This window comes from Sphingomicrobium nitratireducens, assembly GCF_026157035.1.
In the GTDB taxonomy this organism is placed as follows: Bacteria; Pseudomonadota; Alphaproteobacteria; order Sphingomonadales; family Sphingomonadaceae; genus Sphingomicrobium; species Sphingomicrobium nitratireducens.
In genome coordinates this window covers 1,271,889-1,289,522 of record NZ_JANJZA010000001.1, presented here as the reverse complement: position 1 = coordinate 1,289,522, position 17,634 = coordinate 1,271,889, and the positions used below count along the sequence as shown (strand labels likewise).

The 17,634-nt window shown below is 66.9% G+C and carries 20 protein-coding genes; 10 read left to right on the top strand and 10 right to left on the bottom strand.

Features of this window, described 5'->3' with window-relative positions; all coding sequences use genetic code 11:
- The first annotated feature begins 20 nt into the window (after positions 1 to 20).
- The 5 genes from NNY25_RS06705 to NNY25_RS06685 are packed head-to-tail and all read left to right on the top strand — an operon-like array spanning position 21 to position 2,840.
- The gene (locus NNY25_RS06705) at positions 21 to 428 is read left to right on the top strand and encodes a PTS sugar transporter subunit IIA (RefSeq protein ID WP_265570574.1); all 408 of its coding nucleotides are present in this window, start codon (positions 21 to 23) and stop codon (positions 426 to 428) included.
- Entirely contained in the window at positions 425 to 712 is a 288-nt protein-coding gene (locus NNY25_RS06700; protein WP_265570573.1) for an HPr family phosphocarrier protein, read from the top strand. The genes NNY25_RS06705 and NNY25_RS06700 overlap by 4 nt, the downstream gene beginning before the upstream one ends.
- A gap of 8 nt (positions 713 to 720) precedes the next feature.
- On the top strand, positions 721 to 1,524 hold the full coding sequence (locus NNY25_RS06695) for a TrmH family RNA methyltransferase (RefSeq protein ID WP_265570572.1): 804 nt from the start codon (positions 721 to 723) through the stop codon (positions 1,522 to 1,524).
- Between the two features lie 24 nt (positions 1,525 to 1,548).
- Positions 1,549 to 2,400: an META domain-containing protein gene (locus NNY25_RS06690; protein ID WP_265570571.1), complete on the top strand. Its 852-nt coding sequence runs from the start codon at positions 1,549 to 1,551 to the stop codon at positions 2,398 to 2,400.
- Positions 2,401 to 2,429: 29 nt separating this feature from the next.
- The gene (locus tag NNY25_RS06685) at positions 2,430 to 2,840 is read left to right on the top strand and encodes a hypothetical protein (RefSeq protein ID WP_265570570.1); all 411 of its coding nucleotides are present in this window, start codon (positions 2,430 to 2,432) and stop codon (positions 2,838 to 2,840) included.
- 3 nt (positions 2,841 to 2,843) lie between these two features.
- Here the strand turns inward: NNY25_RS06685 and NNY25_RS06680 are convergent, their stop codons facing one another.
- Positions 2,844 to 4,265 (bottom strand): DNA recombination protein RmuC, encoded by a 1,422-nt coding sequence (locus NNY25_RS06680; protein ID WP_265570569.1) that lies wholly within the window; start codon positions 4,263 to 4,265, stop codon positions 2,844 to 2,846.
- Positions 4,266 to 4,457: 192 nt separating this feature from the next.
- Between NNY25_RS06680 and NNY25_RS06675 the strand changes: the two genes are divergently transcribed.
- Positions 4,458 to 4,856, top strand: coding sequence for a four-helix bundle copper-binding protein (locus NNY25_RS06675; protein WP_265570568.1), 399 nt, complete (start codon positions 4,458 to 4,460; stop codon positions 4,854 to 4,856).
- 50 nt (positions 4,857 to 4,906) lie between these two features.
- On the opposite strand, the gene def is transcribed toward NNY25_RS06675, so the two are convergent.
- Both def and recR read right to left on the bottom strand, forming a co-directional pair.
- Positions 4,907 to 5,443, bottom strand: a complete 537-nt coding sequence (def, locus tag NNY25_RS06670) for a peptide deformylase (protein WP_265570567.1) — start codon at positions 5,441 to 5,443, stop codon at positions 4,907 to 4,909.
- Between the two features lie 47 nt (positions 5,444 to 5,490).
- Positions 5,491 to 6,087: a recombination mediator RecR gene (gene recR, locus NNY25_RS06665; RefSeq protein ID WP_265570566.1), complete on the bottom strand. Its 597-nt coding sequence runs from the start codon at positions 6,085 to 6,087 to the stop codon at positions 5,491 to 5,493.
- A gap of 56 nt (positions 6,088 to 6,143) precedes the next feature.
- On the opposite strand from recR, the gene fmt reads away from it, so the two are divergent.
- Together fmt and truA are read left to right on the top strand one after the other, a co-directional pair.
- A complete protein-coding gene (fmt, locus tag NNY25_RS06660) occupies positions 6,144 to 7,049 on the top strand; it encodes a methionyl-tRNA formyltransferase (RefSeq protein WP_265570565.1) in 906 nt (301 codons plus the stop codon).
- On the top strand, positions 7,046 to 7,792 hold the full coding sequence (gene truA / locus NNY25_RS06655; RefSeq protein ID WP_265570564.1) for a tRNA pseudouridine(38-40) synthase TruA: 747 nt from the start codon (positions 7,046 to 7,048) through the stop codon (positions 7,790 to 7,792). The genes fmt and truA overlap by 4 nt, the downstream gene beginning before the upstream one ends.
- Here truA and NNY25_RS06650 read toward each other — a convergent pair.
- Together NNY25_RS06650 and NNY25_RS06645 are read right to left on the bottom strand one after the other, a co-directional pair.
- On the bottom strand, positions 7,789 to 9,018 hold the full coding sequence (locus NNY25_RS06650) for a pyridoxal-dependent decarboxylase, exosortase A system-associated (RefSeq protein ID WP_265570563.1): 1,230 nt from the start codon (positions 9,016 to 9,018) through the stop codon (positions 7,789 to 7,791). The two genes, truA and NNY25_RS06650, sit on opposite strands and share 4 nt — an antisense overlap.
- Complete coding sequence (locus NNY25_RS06645; protein WP_265570562.1) at positions 9,015 to 10,484, bottom strand: AMP-binding protein; 1,470 nt, start codon at positions 10,482 to 10,484, stop codon at positions 9,015 to 9,017. Before NNY25_RS06645 ends, NNY25_RS06650 begins: the two co-directional genes overlap by 4 nt.
- Positions 10,485 to 10,582: 98 nt before the next feature.
- Between NNY25_RS06645 and NNY25_RS06640 the strand changes: the two genes are divergently transcribed.
- Positions 10,583 to 10,861 carry an acyl carrier protein gene (locus tag NNY25_RS06640; protein WP_265570561.1) on the top strand — a complete coding sequence of 93 codons (279 nt, stop codon included), beginning with the start codon at positions 10,583 to 10,585 and terminating at the stop codon, positions 10,859 to 10,861.
- A gap of 6 nt (positions 10,862 to 10,867) precedes the next feature.
- Here the strand turns inward: NNY25_RS06640 and trxB are convergent, their stop codons facing one another.
- From trxB to tpiA, 5 genes are all read right to left on the bottom strand, one after another.
- A complete protein-coding gene (gene trxB / locus NNY25_RS06635; RefSeq protein ID WP_265570560.1) occupies positions 10,868 to 11,842 on the bottom strand; it encodes a thioredoxin-disulfide reductase in 975 nt (324 codons plus the stop codon).
- Positions 11,843 to 11,880: 38 nt separating this feature from the next.
- Positions 11,881 to 13,515: a CTP synthase gene (locus tag NNY25_RS06630; protein WP_265570559.1), complete on the bottom strand. Its 1,635-nt coding sequence runs from the start codon at positions 13,513 to 13,515 to the stop codon at positions 11,881 to 11,883.
- Positions 13,516 to 13,609: 94 nt separating this feature from the next.
- Positions 13,610 to 13,975, bottom strand: coding sequence for a preprotein translocase subunit SecG (gene secG / locus NNY25_RS06625; protein ID WP_265570558.1), 366 nt, complete (start codon positions 13,973 to 13,975; stop codon positions 13,610 to 13,612).
- A 139-nt stretch (positions 13,976 to 14,114) separates the two neighbouring features.
- Positions 14,115 to 14,717, bottom strand: coding sequence for a hypothetical protein (locus tag NNY25_RS06620; protein WP_265570557.1), 603 nt, complete (start codon positions 14,715 to 14,717; stop codon positions 14,115 to 14,117).
- A gap of 63 nt (positions 14,718 to 14,780) precedes the next feature.
- On the bottom strand, positions 14,781 to 15,527 hold the full coding sequence (gene tpiA, locus NNY25_RS06615; RefSeq protein ID WP_265570556.1) for a triose-phosphate isomerase: 747 nt from the start codon (positions 15,525 to 15,527) through the stop codon (positions 14,781 to 14,783).
- Between the two features lie 155 nt (positions 15,528 to 15,682).
- Here tpiA and NNY25_RS06610 point away from each other — a divergent pair, with 155 nt between their 5' ends.
- Entirely contained in the window at positions 15,683 to 17,629 is a 1,947-nt protein-coding gene (locus NNY25_RS06610; protein ID WP_265570555.1) for a peptidylprolyl isomerase, read from the top strand.
- Positions 17,630 to 17,634: the final 5 nt, after the last annotated feature.

Genomic DNA, 17,634 nt, shown 5'->3' with positions numbered 1-17,634 from the left:
CGAATGAGCGGATAGGATTGATGATCGGATTGGTACTGGTAACCCACGGCCAGCTGGCGAGTGAATTCATTACGGCGATGGAGCATGTCGTCGGCCCCCAGGAAGCGATCGAAGGTGTCTGCATCGGTGCCGACGACGACATGGAACTGCGCCGTGCGGACATCGCCGCCGCGATCGGCCGCGTCGACCAGGGTAAGGGCGTCATCATCCTCACCGACCTGTTCGGCGGCACCCCGTCGAACCTCGCCATCAGCCTGATGAAGGGCGGCGACATCGAGGTCATCGCCGGGGTCAACCTGCCGATGCTGATCCGCCTCGACGGCGCGCGCAAGGCGATGAACGTGTCCGACGCCGTCGCCGCCGCGCGCGAGGCCGGACAGAAATATATCTCCGTCGCCTCCGAGATCCTGGGAGAAGCCGCCGCGTGACCGAAATTTCGCGTAAATTGCAGATCCGCAACCGTCGCGGGCTCCACGCCCGTGCCAGCGCCAAGTTCGTCAACCTCGTCACCGAGCTGGGCGAAGAGGTCGAGGTCGAGGTCGAAAAGGACGGCAACCGCGTCACCGGTCGTTCGATCATGGGACTGATGATGCTCGGCGCCGCGATGGGCGACTGCGTGACCCTTCACGTCAACGGTAACGACGACGAGCGCGCCGCCGACGCGCTCGAGAAGCTCACCCACCTCATCAAGGACCGCTTCGGGGAAGATTGAGCTAGGCAATGCCGCGCGAAATCACCTCTTTTTCCAACAGCACGGTCAAGCTGATCCGCTCGCTGCGCGACAAGAAGGCGCGGCGCTCGAGCGGCCTGTTCCTCGCCGAAGGCCTTCGTATCCTGACAGAGGCGCGCGAGGAAGGCTGTCTCCCCGAACTGGTCGCCTTTGCGCCTGCCGGCGCGCAGCACCCGCTCGCCAAGGCGCTGATCGACGAGGTCGAAGCCGCGGGCGGCGATGCCATCGAGACCACGCCCGACATCCTCTCCAAGATGAGCGGCAAGGACAATCCGCAGGCCCTGCTCGGCGCTTTCCGCCAGCCCGACACGTCCCTCGCCGCGCTCGACCGTGCCGCCTCCGACCTCTGGTTCGTCGGCGAGAAACTGCGCGACCCCGGCAATATCGGCACCATCCTGCGCACCGGCGACGCGGTCGGCGCGGGCGGACTCATCCTCATCGACGACTGCGCCGACCCTTTCGCAGTCGAGACGGTGCGCGCCTCGATGGGCGCGCTGTTCACCCAGAAGCTGGCGCAGGCGAGCTGGGACGAATTCCTCCCGTGGCTGCGTGGCGGAATCGGCCAGTTGGTCGGCACCAGCCTCCAGACCGATCACGACTATCGCGACGCGCCCTACGAGGCGCCGGTCTTCCTCCTCGTCGGCAACGAGAGCCAGGGCCTCCCCGAGGCATACGAGGCCGAATGCGACCTGCTCGTCAAAATCCCGATGGCGGGCAAGGCCGACAGCCTCAACGCCGCCATCGCCGCCGCGGTCACCGCGTTCGAAATCCGCAGGCACTGGCGGAACCGCTAGGCGTATCGGTCGGTTTGTTCCGACATGAAAACGATCGTCGCGTTACCGCTCCTCGCCCTGGCGCTCGGCGCCTGTACCACCGGCCCCTACGGGAACGACCCCTATGGCGGCGGTCCTTACGGAACTCCGTATCCGCAGCAGCCGCAGGGCTACCCCTACCCTGCGCCCTACCCGACGCCCTACCCGGGCACGGCGCAGCCGGGGCTTCAGGAACCCTATCGCGCGATCGGGACCGAGCCAGGCTGGATCCTCAACATCGACAATCGCGACATGCGCTTCGAGGGCGATTACGGCCAGTTCGTGATCACCGAGGCGACCCCGCCGGTGCAGCCCGGCTACGCCGGCGACATCTTCCGCGGCCGCCGTCTCGAGGTGAACATCGTCCACGCACCCTGCAACGACGGGATGAGCGATCGCTCCTACCCCGACCGCGTTCAAGTCTATGCCGACGGACGCCGCTACGAAGGCTGCGGCGGTCCGTTGAGCCTGTTCGGCCAGGGCTGGAGCAGCGGCCAATCGCCCTACGGCGACCAGGGATACGGGTATGGCAGCGCCGCGATGCTCGCGCGCTCGAACTGGCAGGTGGTCGCGCTCAACGGTCGCCAGACGCCGACGCGCGACTTCTACATCAACTTCTTCCCGGACAATCGCATGCAGGCCAAGTTCGGCTGCAACACGATCAGCGCGGGCTACCAGCAGACGGGCTCGACCCTCAATGTCGGCGCGCAGATGACGACGCGCATGGGCTGCCCCGACATGGGACCCGAGACGACGGGGTCGAATATCCTCTCGCAGCCGATGCAGGTCAGCCTGACCGGCGAGACCCTGCGCCTCTCGAACAGCCGCGGTTCGATCGAAGCGCGCCGCGTCGACTGACCTTCTCTCCCCGCCCAACAGGAGTGACCATGAATAGCAAGATCGTCCTGCTCGCCTTGACCACCGCCACGCTGGCCGCCTGCTCGAACGGGCCGGGGCCGCGCCCCAACCCGACCGGCATGCCGACCACCGCGCCGCCGACCGCGACGAGCTACAATGCGACGGGCGCCGGCTGGAACCTCACCATCGACCAGGCGGGCATGTATTTCGTGACCAACCAGGGTCTCGCCACGCGCGATCCGGTCGCGACCTTCAAGCCGCATCCCGACGGCGACATCTACCAGGGCAGCAAGATGACGGTGACTGTCCATCGCCAGGGCTGCGCGCTCGAGGGGATGGACACGATGGTCTACCCGCACACCGTGACGGTCGCCTTTAACGGCCAGACCTATCAGGGTTGCGGCGGCCCGCCGGGCGGCAACGACCGCTCGCCTTACTAACGCCTAGCCCGCCAGCGCCGACCCGTCGTCGTCGTCATTCTCGTCGTCCGCGGGCGACGGGAAGGCGGCCTGGAGCTTGGTCAGCTGGCGCGGCACGCTTTCGACCCGGTTGGGATCGGGCAATTCCTTGGCGCTCGAGGCGCCGTAATCCTCGAAGCGGCGCGCCTGCGTCAGCACCTGCGCCTCGAAGCTGCCGACCATCTTGTTGAATGCGTTGTTGGTGCGCGACAGGTTGGTCTGCATCGACACGATATGCTCGGCCATCGTCGCCAGCCGCGAATGGAGTTCGCGCCCGAGATCGGCGATCTTGCCCGCCTCTGCCGCCAGCTTCTCCTGCTTCCACACGCTCGCCACGGTGCGCGCGATCGCGACCAGGTTGGTGGGGGTCGCCAGCAGCACCTTCTTCTCGAACGCCCAATCCCATAGCCCCGCATCCTGTTCGAGCGCGGCGGTGAGGAAATGTTCGCCCGGAATGTACATCACGACATAGTCGGCCGCGTCCTCGAACTGCGCCCAATAACTTTTCGAGCCCAGGTCCTGCGCGTGCTTCTTCATACTCGCGACGTGGGCGTTGAGATGCGCCTTGCGCCGGTCGTCGTCGACCTCGTCGGTCGCATCGAGAAAGGCGTTGAGCGAGCATTTGGCATCGATGACGAGCTTGCGCCCGCCCGGCAGGTTGACGATCACGTCGGGGCGCAGTCGCCCCTCTTCGGTGTCGACCGACACTTCGGTCGCAAAATCGGCATGCTGGGACAGCCCCGCCTGCTCGAGCACGTTCCTGAGGCTCTGCTCCCCCCAGCGCCCGCGCGCTTTGGGGCTCGAGCGCAGCGCATTGACGAGGTTGCGCGCTTCGTCGCGCACCTGCCCCTGCCCCTGCTTGACCTCGTCGATGACCGCCTTGAGCCCGGCATAATGGTCGACGCGCTGCTGCTCGACCGCGGAAATCTTCTCTTCCTGCTTGGTCAGCAGTTCGCGGATCGGGTTGACCAGCGCCTGCATCTTGAGCTGCGTCTGCTCGTCGACCTGGTTGAACTGCGCGCCAGCCTTCTCGAGAAAGTCCTTCTGCGCCTTTTCGAGCATCTGGTCGCCAATCTCGCGGAACTGCGCGACCAGCTTGTCCTTCGACGCCTCGAGGTCGCGCATGCGGTGTTCGAAGTTGCGCGCATCGGCCTCGAGCGCCGCCTTGGCCCGCAGCGCCTCGTCGCGTTCGCCAGTGACCGCCTGCAGCATCGTCTTCATCTCGTCGACCCGCGACGCGCGCTCGTTGGCGGTGGCCGCGTCCTGAAGCGACGCGTCGCGCGCCTGCCTCAAGAAAGCATTCTCGTCCTTGATCGGCTGCACGCCCTTCTGGGCCGCGAACCAGCCGACGGCCAGTCCGATGACCAGCGTCACGATGACGACCAGCACGATGATCAGCGCGTCCATAAACCTGTCCCCGTTCGATGTCCCCGGCCCCAAGGCTAGGAACGCATCCTTACCGATTCCCTACCCCGCCAGTGCCGATGGGAACGAATAGGGAACTACCATGCCGCCCCCGGGCCCGACAAGGCCGCTTCGCGCGCCGAGGGAACTTCGCGGGTCCCGTTGCGCTCATCTAGTGACCAACAGGGAGGAACCATGTCCATTCGAAAGATGATCGCGCTGCACCCCGACGTGAAGCGCTCCGGGCACGTCAACGATCCGCTCGGCGATGCCGTCCACCACGCCATGTACTGCGCCAAGATGTGCCTGTCCTGCGCCGACGCCTGCGTCGCGGAAGAGATGGACATGAGCCAATGCGTGCGCACCTGCTCGGACTGCGCCGACGTGTGCGAGGCGACCGCTCGCCTGGGCCTGCGCCGCACCGGCTCGAACGAACAGATCCTGATCGAGATGCTCGAATTCTGCGCCCGCGTATGCGATGCCTGCGCGGCCGAGTGCGAGCATCACGACAACGACCATTGCCGCCTGTGCGCCCAGATGTGCCGCGAGTGCGCGGAGGACTGCCGCAAGGCTGCCCAGTCGATCACGCCGTAACGAAAAAGGCCCGGTGCGAACCGGGCCTTTTCTGTCTCTGCCGAAAGGCCCTAGGCGGCCTTGCGCTGGAGCTTGCGCATCTTGGCAAGCTTCTTGAGCACCATGTCGCGCTTCAATTTCGACAGGTGATCGATGAATAGCACGCCTTCGAGGTGATCCATCTCGTGCTGCAGGCAGACCGCGAGAAGACCCTCGATTTCCTTCTCGTGCTTGGTGCCGTTCTCGTCGAGCCAGCGCGCCTTGATGCGGTCGGGTCGCATCACCTCGGCATATTGCTCGGGCACCGACAGGCAGCCTTCCGTGTAGGGCACGTCATTGTCCGACGTCTCGAGAATCTCCGGATTGATGAATACGCGCGGGTCCTTGACCACCTCGCCGCCTTCTTCCTCGGACTCCTGCAGGTCGATGACCAGCATGCGAATGGGATGACCGACCTGCACGGCGGCCAGGCCGATGCCCGGCGCGTCGTACATCGTCTCGAACATGTCGGCGATGAGCTCGCGGTGCCAGTCCGTCACTTCCTCGACGGGCTTGGACACCTGCCGCAACATCTCGTCCGGCGTCTCGTAGATCGGTAGAATGGCCATGCCTGAAATTTAGTCTTTCACGCCAAGGGTTTCAAGGAAGGCGCCCCTTAGTCGACCGGGCGGCGTGCGCGCAAGGCCTGCGCCAGCGTGCCCTCGTCGAGATAGTCGAGTTCGCCCCCCACTGGCAGACCCGTGGCGAGCTGGGTGATGCGGACCGGAAATTTCTCCATCCGCTCGGCGAGATAGTGCGCGGTGGTCTGTCCTTCGAGCGTCGCATTCATCGCCAGCACGACCTCGTCGATCCCGCCTTTCTCGAGCCGCGCGAGCAGCGTGTCGATGCCCAGATCCTCGGGCCGCACGCCCTCCAGCGCGCTCAAGCGCCCGCCCAGCACGTGATAGCGCCCGGGAAACAGCCGTCCCTTGTCGAGCGCCCACAGGTCGGCGACTTCCTCGACCACGCACAGCATCGTGTCGTCGCGGCGCGGGTCTCGGCACACCGCGCACGGATCGCTCGTGTCGACATTGCCGCAGGTCGAGCAGGTGACGAGTTTCTCGGCGACATCCGCCAGCGCGGACAGGAGCGGCTCGAGCGAGGATTCGCGCTTCTTGACGAGGTGCAGCACGACGCGGCGCGCCGACCGCGGCCCGAGGCCCGGAAGGCGCGACAATGCCTGCACAAGGCCTTCGATCTCACGGCTCGCCATGGGGGAATGTCATAGGGTGGTTGGCGGGCCATGCAAGTCGGCGCTAAGGGGGCGCCATGCGCGTGATCATGATGGGAAGCCCGGACTTCGCGGTCCCGACCTTGGATGCCCTCGTCGAGGCGGGGCACGAGGTCATCGCGGCCTATTGCCAGCCGCCCCGCCCTGCGGGTCGCGGCAAGAAGCTGATGCCGACCGCGATCGAGACGCGTGCGAGCGAACTCGGCATCGAGGTGCGCAGCCCCAAGTCGCTCCGCTCGGAAGAGGAACAGGCTGCCTTCGCTGCCCTCGACGCCGACGTCGCCGTGGTCGCCGCCTACGGTCTCATCCTCCCCAAACCAATCCTCGATGCACCCAGGCTCGGCTGCGTCAATGTCCATGCCTCGCTGCTCCCGCGCTGGCGCGGCGCGGCGCCCGTCCAGCGCGCCATCATGGCGGGCGACGAGGCGACCGGCGTCACGCTGATGCAGATGGAGGAAGGGCTCGACACCGGTCCGATGCTGATGAAACGCGAAACGCCGATCGTGGACAAGGACGCCGCCGCGCTGACCGCGGAACTCGCGCTGATGGGCGCGGCGATGGTCGTCGAATGGGCGATGGACCCTGCCGATTACCGCCCCGAGGCGCAGCCGGCCGACGGCGCGACCTACGCGAAGAAGATTTCCAAGGACGAAGCCCGCATCGACTGGACCCGCGACGCCGAGATGGTCCAGCGCCACGTCCAGGGCCTCTCCCCCTTCCCCGGTGCCTGGTGCGAGGTCGAAGGCGAGCGATTGAAGATCCTCGCCGCCGAGACCGCGATCGGGCGCGGCGACCCGGGCACCGTGCTTGACGACGAGCTCACCATCGCCTGCGGTTCGGGCGCGCTACGCCCCGTCCGCCTCCAGCGGGCCGGCAAGGGCGCGATGGACGTCGAGACACTGCTGCGCGGCTTTGCCATCCCCCAGGGCACGGTGATCGCATGACCCGCTGGCGGATGACGGTCGAGTTCGACGGCGCGCCCTTCATGGGCTGGCAGCGCCAGGACCATGGCCCCTCGGTCCAGCAGACGCTCGAGGACGCGATCGCGAAGATGACCGGCGAGGACATCCGCGTCCACGCCGCCGGGCGCACCGACACGGGCGTCCACGGGCTCGCCATGACCGCGCATGTCGACGTCGAAAAGGAGCTCACCCCGCACCGCCTGCGCGAAGGCGCGAACGCGCTGATGCGCCCTGCCCCCGTCTCGGTCACCGCGGTCGAGCCGGTCGCCGACGACTGGCACGCGCGCTTCTCGTGCATCGGGCGGCGCTACCTCTATCGCATTCTCAACCGTCGCGCCCCGCCTGCACTTGATCGAGGCCGTGTGTGGCATATCGCGCAGGAGCTCGATGTCGAAGCGATGGCCAAGGGCGCCGCGCACCTCGTCGGCCGCCACGACTTCACCACTTTCCGCTCGGTGCACTGCCAGGCGCAAAGCCCGTTGAAGTCGCTCGACCGGTTGGAACTCGCGGTCGACGGCGAGGAAATCCACATCCGCGCCGCCGCGCGCAGCTTCCTCCACCATCAGGTCCGCTCGATGGTCGGCTGCCTGGCGCTGGTCGGGCGCGGCCAGTGGGCCCCGGACGACATCAGGGACGCGCTCGAAGCGCGCGACCGAAACGCGCTCGGCCTCAACGCGCCCCCCGACGGGCTCTATTTCGTCAAAGCCATCTACCCCGACGACTAGGGAACGAGCAGTTCCTTCGCCTCGGGTTGCGACAGGAAGCCAGCCGGGCTCGCGCTCAAGCCGTATGCGCCGGCACAGAACAAGGCGATGACGTCCCCCACTTCGGTGTGCGGAAGTTCTACTTCGTCCCCGAGCAGGTCGAGCGGAGTGCACAGCCGGCCGACAACGCTCGCCTCCATCGCCGCAGCCGCCGCGAAGCGGGTCGCGTTGGCGATGGGATAGTTTCGGCGTAGCAGCTGCCCAAAATTGCCGCTCGCGGCGAGCATGTGCTGCAAGCCCCCGTCAGTGACGAGGAAAGTGCGCCCGTGGCTGACCTTCCGGTCGATCACGCGGGTGAGGTAGACCCCCGCCTCGCCCACCAGCCAGCGGCCCAGTTCGAGGATGAAGCGCGTGTCGGTATACACCTTGGGCAACGCGTCCAGCCGCTCGCCCAGCGCCTTGCCGACGCTCGCGCTGTCGAGCGGCACATCGCCCGGGAAATAGGGAATGCCGAACCCGCCCCCGAGATTGACTTCCATCGGCACTTCGCCGGTCGCCGCGCCCAGTTCCTCGATCAGGTCGAGCGTCGCGCGCTGGCTCTCGATCAGTGCGTCGGCGGAGAGCGACTGCGAGCCCGCATAGACGTGGTAGCCGCGCCAGTCCGCTCCTTGCGCGACGAGATGCTTCACCAGCGCCGGCACACGGTCTGAATCGAGCCCGAACTGGCTCGACAGACCGCCCATCTTCATCCCCGCGCCCTTGAGCGCGAAGGGCGGATTGACCCGCACCGCGACGATCGGTGTGATGTCGAGCGCCTTGCCCAGCGCCAGTGCGCGCGCCGCCTCGCCCTCGCTCTCGAGATGGATCGTGACCCCGTCCCTGAGCGCGGCCTCGAGGTCGGCATCGCTCTTGCCGGGCCCCGCCATCGACAGCGGCAGCGCAACCGACAGCGCGGCGACCCGCGCCAGTTCTCCGCGCGAGGCAAGGTCGAACCCGTCGACCATCCCCGCCATCGCTTCGAGCAGCGCGCCATGCGGATTGGCCTTTACCGCATAGTGCAGCTTGACACGCGCGGGCATTTCTTCGCGGAATATCGCCACTTTCGCAGCGATCCGCTCGCGGTCGTAGAGGAAGAGCGGCGTGCGCCCGGCCTCCTCGATCCAGCGCGCGACGGGCCTGCCGCCAACTGCGAGGCTGCCGTCCTCGCTCGCCTCGTACCCCGCAGGGATGGGTCCCATCGCCTTCATGCCTGCGCCTCCGCCAGCCTGACCCGGTCGACCTTGCCCGTCGCCCCCGTCGGTAGCGCCTCGTGCCAGACGATCTCGGCGGGCATCATGTAGCTTGGCGCCTCGCGCCGGAAATGGGCGCGCAGTGCGTCCTCGTCTCCGGTACCCACCACATGGAGCACGATCGCGTGCCCGAGAGTCTCGTCGGCCCGTCCCAGTGCGACCGCTTCGGACACGACGCCGCTGGCCAGCGCCATCTCCTCGACCTCGCCCGGCGACAGGCGATTGCCCGAAACCTTGAGCATCGCATCACCGCGCGCGCGGAAGTAGAGCAGCCCGTCCTCGCCGCGCACCATCCGGTCGCCCGACCAGACCGCAGTTCCGCCCAGCCTGCTTTGCGCTGGCGCAGGGCGGAAACGTTTCGCGGTCTCCTCGGGCCGCTGCCAATAGCCTTGCGTGACCAGCGGCCCCGCCTGCACCAGCTCGCCTTCTTCGCCCGCTTCGCATTCGCTGCCATCCTCGCGCACCACCATCAGTTCGGCGTGCGGGATCGCGGTGCCGACACTGTCGGGATGCGTATCGGCGAGGCGCGGGTCGAGGCTTGCGGCGCGAAACGCCTCGGTCAGCCCGTACATCAGGTGGATACGCGCCTTGGGGAAAGTCTCGCGCAGCGTGCGGTAGAGCGGTTCGGCGACGTGCCCGCCCGAATTGGCGATCGTATCGAGCGTCACGCCCGACCCGCACGACCAGTCGAGCTTGGCGATCTGGTGCCACAAGGGCGGCACCGCGCCGAGGAAGGTCGCGCGGTTCATGCGCACCAGCTTCTTGACGTCGTTGGGGAGCAGATAGTCCGCCGCGATCGCCACCCCGCCCGCGCGCCACGCGGCGAGCATGTTGTTCTGGCCGAAGTCGAACGCGAGGGGCAGCAGGCACAGGCTGCGCGTCTCGTTGCCCAGTTCGAGGAAACGCTGCACGCTGTCCGCCCCGAGCCACAGGTTGGCATGGCTCAGCATCACCCCCTTTGGCCGCCCGGTCGATCCCGACGTGTACATCAGCGCCGCGAGCGTCTCCGGCGCGTGCTCGGACGGCTCCATCGCCGGCGCGCTTTCCTCCCACGCCTCGAAAGCGGCCGTGCGCGGCCCCTCGCCCAACGTGTCGAACCGCGCCTTGTTGGCAAGCAGCAGTGCCGCCCCGCTGTCTTTGAGGATATGCGCCGCCTGCCCCGCCTTGAGCACCGGGTTGATCGGCACGTGCACCAGCCCCGCGCGCGCTGCTGCCAGCGGCATCAGGCAGGTGATGCGATGCTTGGGGCCCCAGGTCGCGACGCGGTCACCCGCCTTCAGCCCCATGGCGAGCAATTGCCCCGCCATCCGCCCGACGCCCTCATCGAGTTCGCCATAGGTCAGCGTCTCGCCGCCCACGACGAGCGCATGCGCTTCGGGCCCGGCGCCGCGCGCGAGATGGTCGAGGGGTTTCGACGCCGTCATGCCCCGCCCCTAGCGCGCCCCGCGCGGCGGCGCAAAGCTTGCGCTTCTCCCCGCCATTCCCTAGGGGCGCGGTCGGTATGCGACAGGAAGGATTTCCAGTGATCGACGGCGATGCGGGTGAAGTGGACGACGTGCTTCGCGCTCTGCTCGCCGACGTGCTCGGCATCGCGCCCGCCAGGGTCGCCGATTTCGACGAGGGCACCGAATTGTTCGGCGCGCTTCCCGAATTCGATTCGATGGCGGTGGCGAACCTTCTGACCGCGATGGAAGAGCGGCTCGGCATCCTCATCGAGGACGACGACGTCGAGGCCGAGGATTTGATGACCTACGGCCGCCTCACCGCCTTCGCGCACCGCAAGGCCCTGGGCGCGGCCTAGGAGCGCCTACTCCGCCGCGACGGTTTCCTTTTCGGCGAATTCCAGTTCCGCGAGATAACGCTCCGCATCGAGCGCAGCCATGCAGCCCGTGCCGGCCGCCGTCACCGCCTGGCGGTAATGCTTGTCCATCACGTCGCCGCACGCGAACACGCCCGGGATCGAGGTGCGCGGGGTGCCCGGCTCGACCTCGAGATAGCCGTCCTTGTCGATCGCCAGCTGACCCTTGAACAATTCGGTCGCGGGCGCGTGGCCGATCGCCACGAACGCGCCTTCGCACTCGACGCGGCTGACTTCGCCGGTCTTCACGTTCCTCACGTTGAGCCCGACCAGTGCCTCGGGCTGCCCGCCGAGCACGAACTCGTCGACCGCGTGGTCCCACAGGACCTTGATCTTGGGATTGGCGAAAAGGCGGTCCTGCAGGATCTTCTCCGCGCGCAATTCGTCGCGGCGGTGGATCAGCGTGACGTCGTCCGAATGGTTGGTGAGGTAGAGCGCTTCCTCGACCGCGGTATTGCCGCCGCCGATCACCGCGACCTTCTTGCCGCGATAGAAGAAGCCGTCGCAGGTCGCGCACGCGCTCGCGCCGCGGCCCTTGGCATGTTCCTCGCTCGGCAGGTTCAGCCACTTGGCCTGCGCGCCGGTCGCGATCACCAGCGTTTCGGTCTCGTAGGTCGTGCCGCTGTCGCCGGTCAGGCGGAACGGGCGCTTCGACAGGTCGACTTCGGTGATGTGATCCCAGATCGTCTCGGTCCCGACATGCTCGGCCTGCGCCTTCATTTCCTCCATCAGCCAGGGACCCTGGATGACGTCGCGGAAACCTGGATAATTCTCGACATCGGTAGTGGTGGTCAGCTGACCGCCGGGCTGGATGCCCTGCACCACGATCGGCTTGAGGCCCGCGCGCGCGGCATAGATGGCGGCGGTATAGCCCGCCGGGCCGGAGCCAAGGACGAGCAGCTTGGTCTTCTTGATCTCGGACATGGGTTCCTACCTAGGAAGCGGTGGGCCGGCTCACAAGCCTACATCAGGCGGCTATGCTCGAGCGCGGCGCCGATGAAGCCGGTGAACAGCGGATGCGGGTCGAACGGGCGGCTCTTGAGTTCCGGATGGAACTGGACGCCGATGAACCAGGGGTGGTCGGGCCGCTCGACGATCTCGGGCAATTCGCCGTCGGGGCTCATGCCCGAGAAGATCAGGCCGCCCTTCTCGAGCTCGGGAATGTAATGCGAATTGACCTCGTAGCGGTGGCGGTGGCGCTCGGAAATCTCGTTCGTGCCGTAGACGCTGGCGACCTTCGAATTGTCCGACAGCCTGGCGGGATAGGCGCCGAGGCGCATCGTCCCGCCAAGGTCGGTGTCGGCCGAGCGCTTCTGGAGACCTTCCTCGCTCATCCACTCGGTGATGAGGCCGACGATCGGTTCGCCCTTCTCGCCGAATTCGCTGGTGGTCGCGTCCTTGATCCCCGCTTCGTGGCGCGCCGCCTCGATGCAGGCCATCTGCATGCCGAGGCAGATGCCGAGGAAGGGCACGCCGCGCTCGCGCGCGAAGCGGACCGCGGCGATCTTGCCTTCGCTGCCGCGCTCGCCGAACCCGCCGGGAACGAGGATGCCGTGCAGCGGCTCGAGTTCGGAGGCGAGATTTTCGTTCTCGCCCTCGAACATCTCGGCATCCAGCCACTTGATGTTGACCTTGACGCGGTTGGCGAACCCGCCATGGACCAGCGCCTCGCGCAGGCTCTTGTAGGCGTCGGGCAGCGCGACATACTTGCCGACCACGCCGATCGTGACCTCGCCTTCGGGGTGGTCGACGCGGTCCATGATGTCGAGCCAGCGTGTAAGGTCGGGCTTGCCTTCGGGCTCGATTCCGAACGCCTTGAGGACTTCCTCGTCGAGGCCTTCGCGGTGATATTGGAGCGGCACGTCGTAGATCGAGCGCGCGTCGAGCGCCTGGATGACCGCGCCCTTGGGCACGTTGCAGAACAAGGCGATCTTCTCGCGCTCATTGTCGGGGATCGGGTGCTCGGAGCGGCAAAGCAGCACCTGGGGCTGGATGCCGTAGCTTGTCAGTTCGCGCACCGAGTGCTGGGTCGGCTTGGTCTTCAGTTCGCCCGCGGCCGCGATATAGGGCACCAGCGTGGTGTGGACGAACACGGTGCGGCCCGGGCCGAGGTCGTTCTTGAGCTGGCGCAATGCTTCGACGAACGGCAGGCTCTCGATATCGCCGATCGTCCCGCCGATTTCGCAGATCACGAAATCGAGCCCGTCGATATCGTTCTGGGCGAATTCCTTGATCTGGTTGGTGACGTGCGGGACGACCTGCACCGTCGCGCCGAGATAGTCGCCGCGCCGCTCCTTGGCGATGATGTCCGAATAGATACGGCCCGAAGTGATGTTGTCGCTCTGGCGTGCCGAGACGCCCGTGTAGCGCTCGTAATGCCCCAGATCGAGGTCGGTTTCCGCACCGTCGTCGGTGACGTAGACCTCGCCGTGCTGATAGGGGGACATCGTCCCCGGATCGACGTTCAGATAGGGGTCGAACTTGCGAATGCGGACCTTGTAGCCACGCGCCTGGAGGAGCGCCCCGAGGGACGCTGCGAGAAGACCTTTGCCAAGCGAGGAGACCACGCCGCCGGTGATGAAAATGAACCGCGCCATGGGAGTCGGGCCTTAGGGGCGGATACGCGTCCAAGGCAAGCGCGCGAATCGCGCGACCACAAAAAAAACGCCCCGCCGGAGCGGGGCGCCTTGATTACTGGGCCAGCGGAACCCCGCCTTCGCCCTCGGGCGCGGCGTCGGGCGCCGCGGGAGCCTGTCCCTCGGCGGGCGCAGGGGCGGCCGGCGCGGTCAGCGCGGTGTCCTCGACCAGCGAGGTGTCGACCCCGCTCGCAGTGTCGCGCGACCCGGCGACCGCGGCGAGCACGATCGAGAGGATCACGAAAACGGTCGCGAGGATCGCGGTCGAACGCGTCAGGAAATCCGCGGCGCCGCGCGCGGTCATGAAGCCCGACGAGGAGCCGCCGACCCCCAGCCCGCCGCCTTCGGACCGCTGCATCAGGATCACCGCAACGAGGGCGGCGGCGACCAGGGTCTGGACGATGAGGAGGAAGGTGAACATGTCGGCTGGCTTTCTCGTGTCACTGTGTTGCGGGCCATCTAGAGGCCGATCGCCTCATTTTCAACGCCCGTGACCATAAAAGGGAAAGGGCCGGCGCCCCAACGGACCCGGCCCTTCCTGATGGATCGCGGCGCGACGCTTAGAGCGTGCCCGCTTCCGTGGCGACGTCGGCCTCGACTTCGGCCTCGGCCGTCATGTCGGCGTCAGCGTCCGCGGCCGCTTCGGCTTCAGCCTGCGCGGCAACCTGCTCGCGGGTCATCTCGACGCCGAGCGCCTCGAGATCGGCCGCCTTGTAAAGCACGATCGCGCCCTGCGCATTGCGCTGGATGGCGTCGGCCGGGATGCGCACGACCTTGTCGGAAACGAGGCGGATCGTGATGGTCTCGTCGTCCATCACCTCGATCGTGCCGACGGCATTGCCCTCGACGCCCTTCACTTCCTTGCCGACCGAGACCGAGGCCTCGGCAGCGGCCATGTCGGCCTCGACAGCGGCGTTCAGCGCGGCCTGCGTCATGCCGAACAGGAGCTTACCCTCGTAGGGAGTGAAGCTGTTGGCGGGCAGCGGCACTTCGTACTTGTCGGTCTTGATCGTCGCGATGCCGTTCTCGACGCTGATCACGGTCCCGACGGGCGCGCCCGCGGTGTCATAGACGAAATCGCCGGCAGCCTGCGCGTGCGCCGGCGTGGCCGAAACGACAGCAAGCAAAGCGCCAGCAGCGATGGTGTTGAAAATCGACTTCATTGGTCCCTTTCCCTTTGAATCTGCGGTCTTTTATAACATGCGAGCCTTGCGCCAAGCTGAATGTCAGGCTTGGCCGGCCTTCATAATCGGAACGAACTGGTCTGCCGTTAGGCTGGCACCACCGACGAGCGCGCCGTCGACGTCCGACAGATGGAGGATGGTGTCGGCATTCTCGCCCTTCACCGATCCGCCGTAAAGGATACGCAGGGCCCCGGCGATCTCCTCGCCGCGCGCGGCCGCCACCTGGCGTCGCAAATGACCGTGCATCTCCTCGATTTCCTCGGGCCCGGCCACCTTGCCCGTGCCGATCGCCCAGATCGGTTCGTAGGCGACCGACAGGCAGTCCGTGTCGAACGTCTCCGGCAGCGAGGCGATCAGCTGGGCGCTAACCGTCTCGAGGGCGTTGCCCGCCTCGCGCACGTCGAGGCTCTCGCCCACGCACACGATGACGTCGAGATCGCCCGCAAGCGCCGCGGCGGCCTTGGCCGCCACCGTCTCGCTGGTTTCCGCAAATGCTTCGCGTCGCTCCGAATGGCCGACGATGACGAGCGAGGCGCCAGCGTCCTTGAGCATCGCCGCCGAGATCGAGCCCGTGAACGCACCCTTTTCCTCGTGATGGACATCCTGCCCGCCGACCGCGAACCCGGGCGCGGCCTCGACCGCACGTTCGATCAGCGTGAAGGGGACACACAGGGCCACGTCGACCCCGTCGAGCGTTTCCGCTGACATCGAGATGCGCGTGGCTTCGCCCAGATCGGCGCCGAGCCCGTGCATCTTCCAATTTCCCGCGACCAGTTTCCGGCGCGCCATCCCCTCGCTCCCCGTCGATCGGACTGTTCTGTGAAAACTTGGCGGGCGGCCTAGCAGGCAATGCACTGAAATCCAAGGGCGCGTTCCGGTTGAACTTGGCCCTGCCCCCTTCTAAAGCGTCACTTCCTTTAAGTCAGCTATCGAGCCTCACGCACATGCTCTCGTCCTTTCGCAACCTGTCCAAGTCGACGGTCGGCACGATCATCCTCGGCATCTTCCTGCTCCTGATCGTCGCGTCCTTTGCGCTCGCCGATCTCTCGAACTTCACCAGCGGCGGCGGCAGCGCAGACTCGCTGGCCAGCGCGGGCGACGAAAAGATCACCGACAAGGACCTGTCCGACGCGCTCCAGCAGCGCCTGTCGCAGGTGCGCCAGGTCAATCCGGAGGCGGACTATTCCGACCTCGCGGGCGAGTTCGACGCGATTCTGCAACTCCTCCTCGAAGACCGCGCGCTCAACGCGTTCGCGGACGACAACGGTTTCGTGCTGTCCAAGCGACTGGTCGATGCGGAGATCGCGCGAATCCCGGCCGCGCGCGGGCTCGACGGCAAGTTCAGCGAAGAGGCCTATCAGGCATTCCTCGCCCAGCAGCGCATGACCGACGGACAGGTACGCAAGCTGCTCGCGGGCGATCTCCTGCGCCGCTTCCTGATCACCCCGGCCACCGCCGAAGTGCGCGTCCCGACAGGCTTTGCGACGCCCTATGCCTCGATGCTTCTCGAGGAACGCGAAGGCCAGATCGCGCTGGTCCCGACTGATATGTTCCAGGCGAGCCTCAAGCCGACTGCCGAACAGGTCGCAGCCTATTACCGCAACAATGGTGCGCGCTACACCGTGCCCGAACAGCGTGTCCTGCGCATCGCCCCGATCGGCGCGCCGCAGGTTGCCGCGATCGTCCCGACCGACGCCGAAATCGAGAAGGCGCTCAAGGATCGCGCCGCCGAATTCTCCTCGCGCGAGATCCGCGTGATCAGCCAGGTCGTGCTCGGCGACAAGGCGGCTGCCGACAAGGTCGCCGCCGCTGCCAGGACGGGCAGCTTCGTCGACGCCGTGAGCCCCGAGGGCTATTCGGCCGCCGACGTCTCGGTCGGCCCGCAGGACAAAGACCAGTTCGCCGACCTCGCCAGCGACAAGGTCGCCGACGCGGTGTTCGCGTCCGGCGTTGCCGGTGGCAGCGTGGTCGGCCCGATCCGCTCGGATCTCGGCTGGCACGTGGTCAAGGTCGATTCGGTGCGTACCGAGGGCGGTGTCTCGCCTGGCGAAGCACGTGCAAAGGTCGCCGCCGAACTGACCGAAGAGAAGCGCAAGGAGGCGCTAATCGACCTCGTCACCCGGATCGAGGACATGGTCCTCGATGGGGCCAGCTTCGCCGAAGCGGTCAAGCAGTTCGACCTCGAGGTCGTCCAGACGCCGCTGATCACCGCCAGCGGTCGCGCGCGTTCGAACCCCGACTACAGCTTCCCCGCCAGACTGCGCACCGCGCTCGAGGCCGGCTTCGCGATGGAAGCCGACGACGAGCCGGTGATCGAGACGCTTGCCGACAAGGAGAGCTTCGCGATGGTCGTGCCCGAGGATGTGGTCGAGGCCGCGCCAGCGCCGCTTGCCGAAATCCGCGACCAGGTCGCCAAGGACTGGACCATCGACGAGGCGATGAAGCGGGCACGCACCATTGCGCTCAAGATCCAGAAGCGCGTCGCGGGCGGCGCCAGCCCCGCCGACGCGGTCGCTGCGGTCGAGAAGGAGGAAGGCATCTCTCTTCCCCCGACCGACACGATCACACTGCGGCGCATCCAGCTGACCCAGATGGGCGAGCAGGTGCCCCCGCCGGTGCAGATGCTGTTCAACCTCGCCGAGGGCAAGAGCCAGCTGGCCGCCGACCCCGAAGGTCGCGGTATCTTCATCGTCAAGGCCGCCAAGGTGACCCCCGGCAACGCGCTGACCAGCCCTGGTCTCGTCACGCAGACCGCGGAAAGTTTCCGCCAGCCCCTCGCCTCCGAGATCGGCCAGCAATTGCTTGCGGCGATGAAGAAGGATGTCGGCACCACCCGCAACGAGAAGGCGATCGCCGCCACGCGCTCGCGCATCATCGGGGACGACAACTAAGGCCC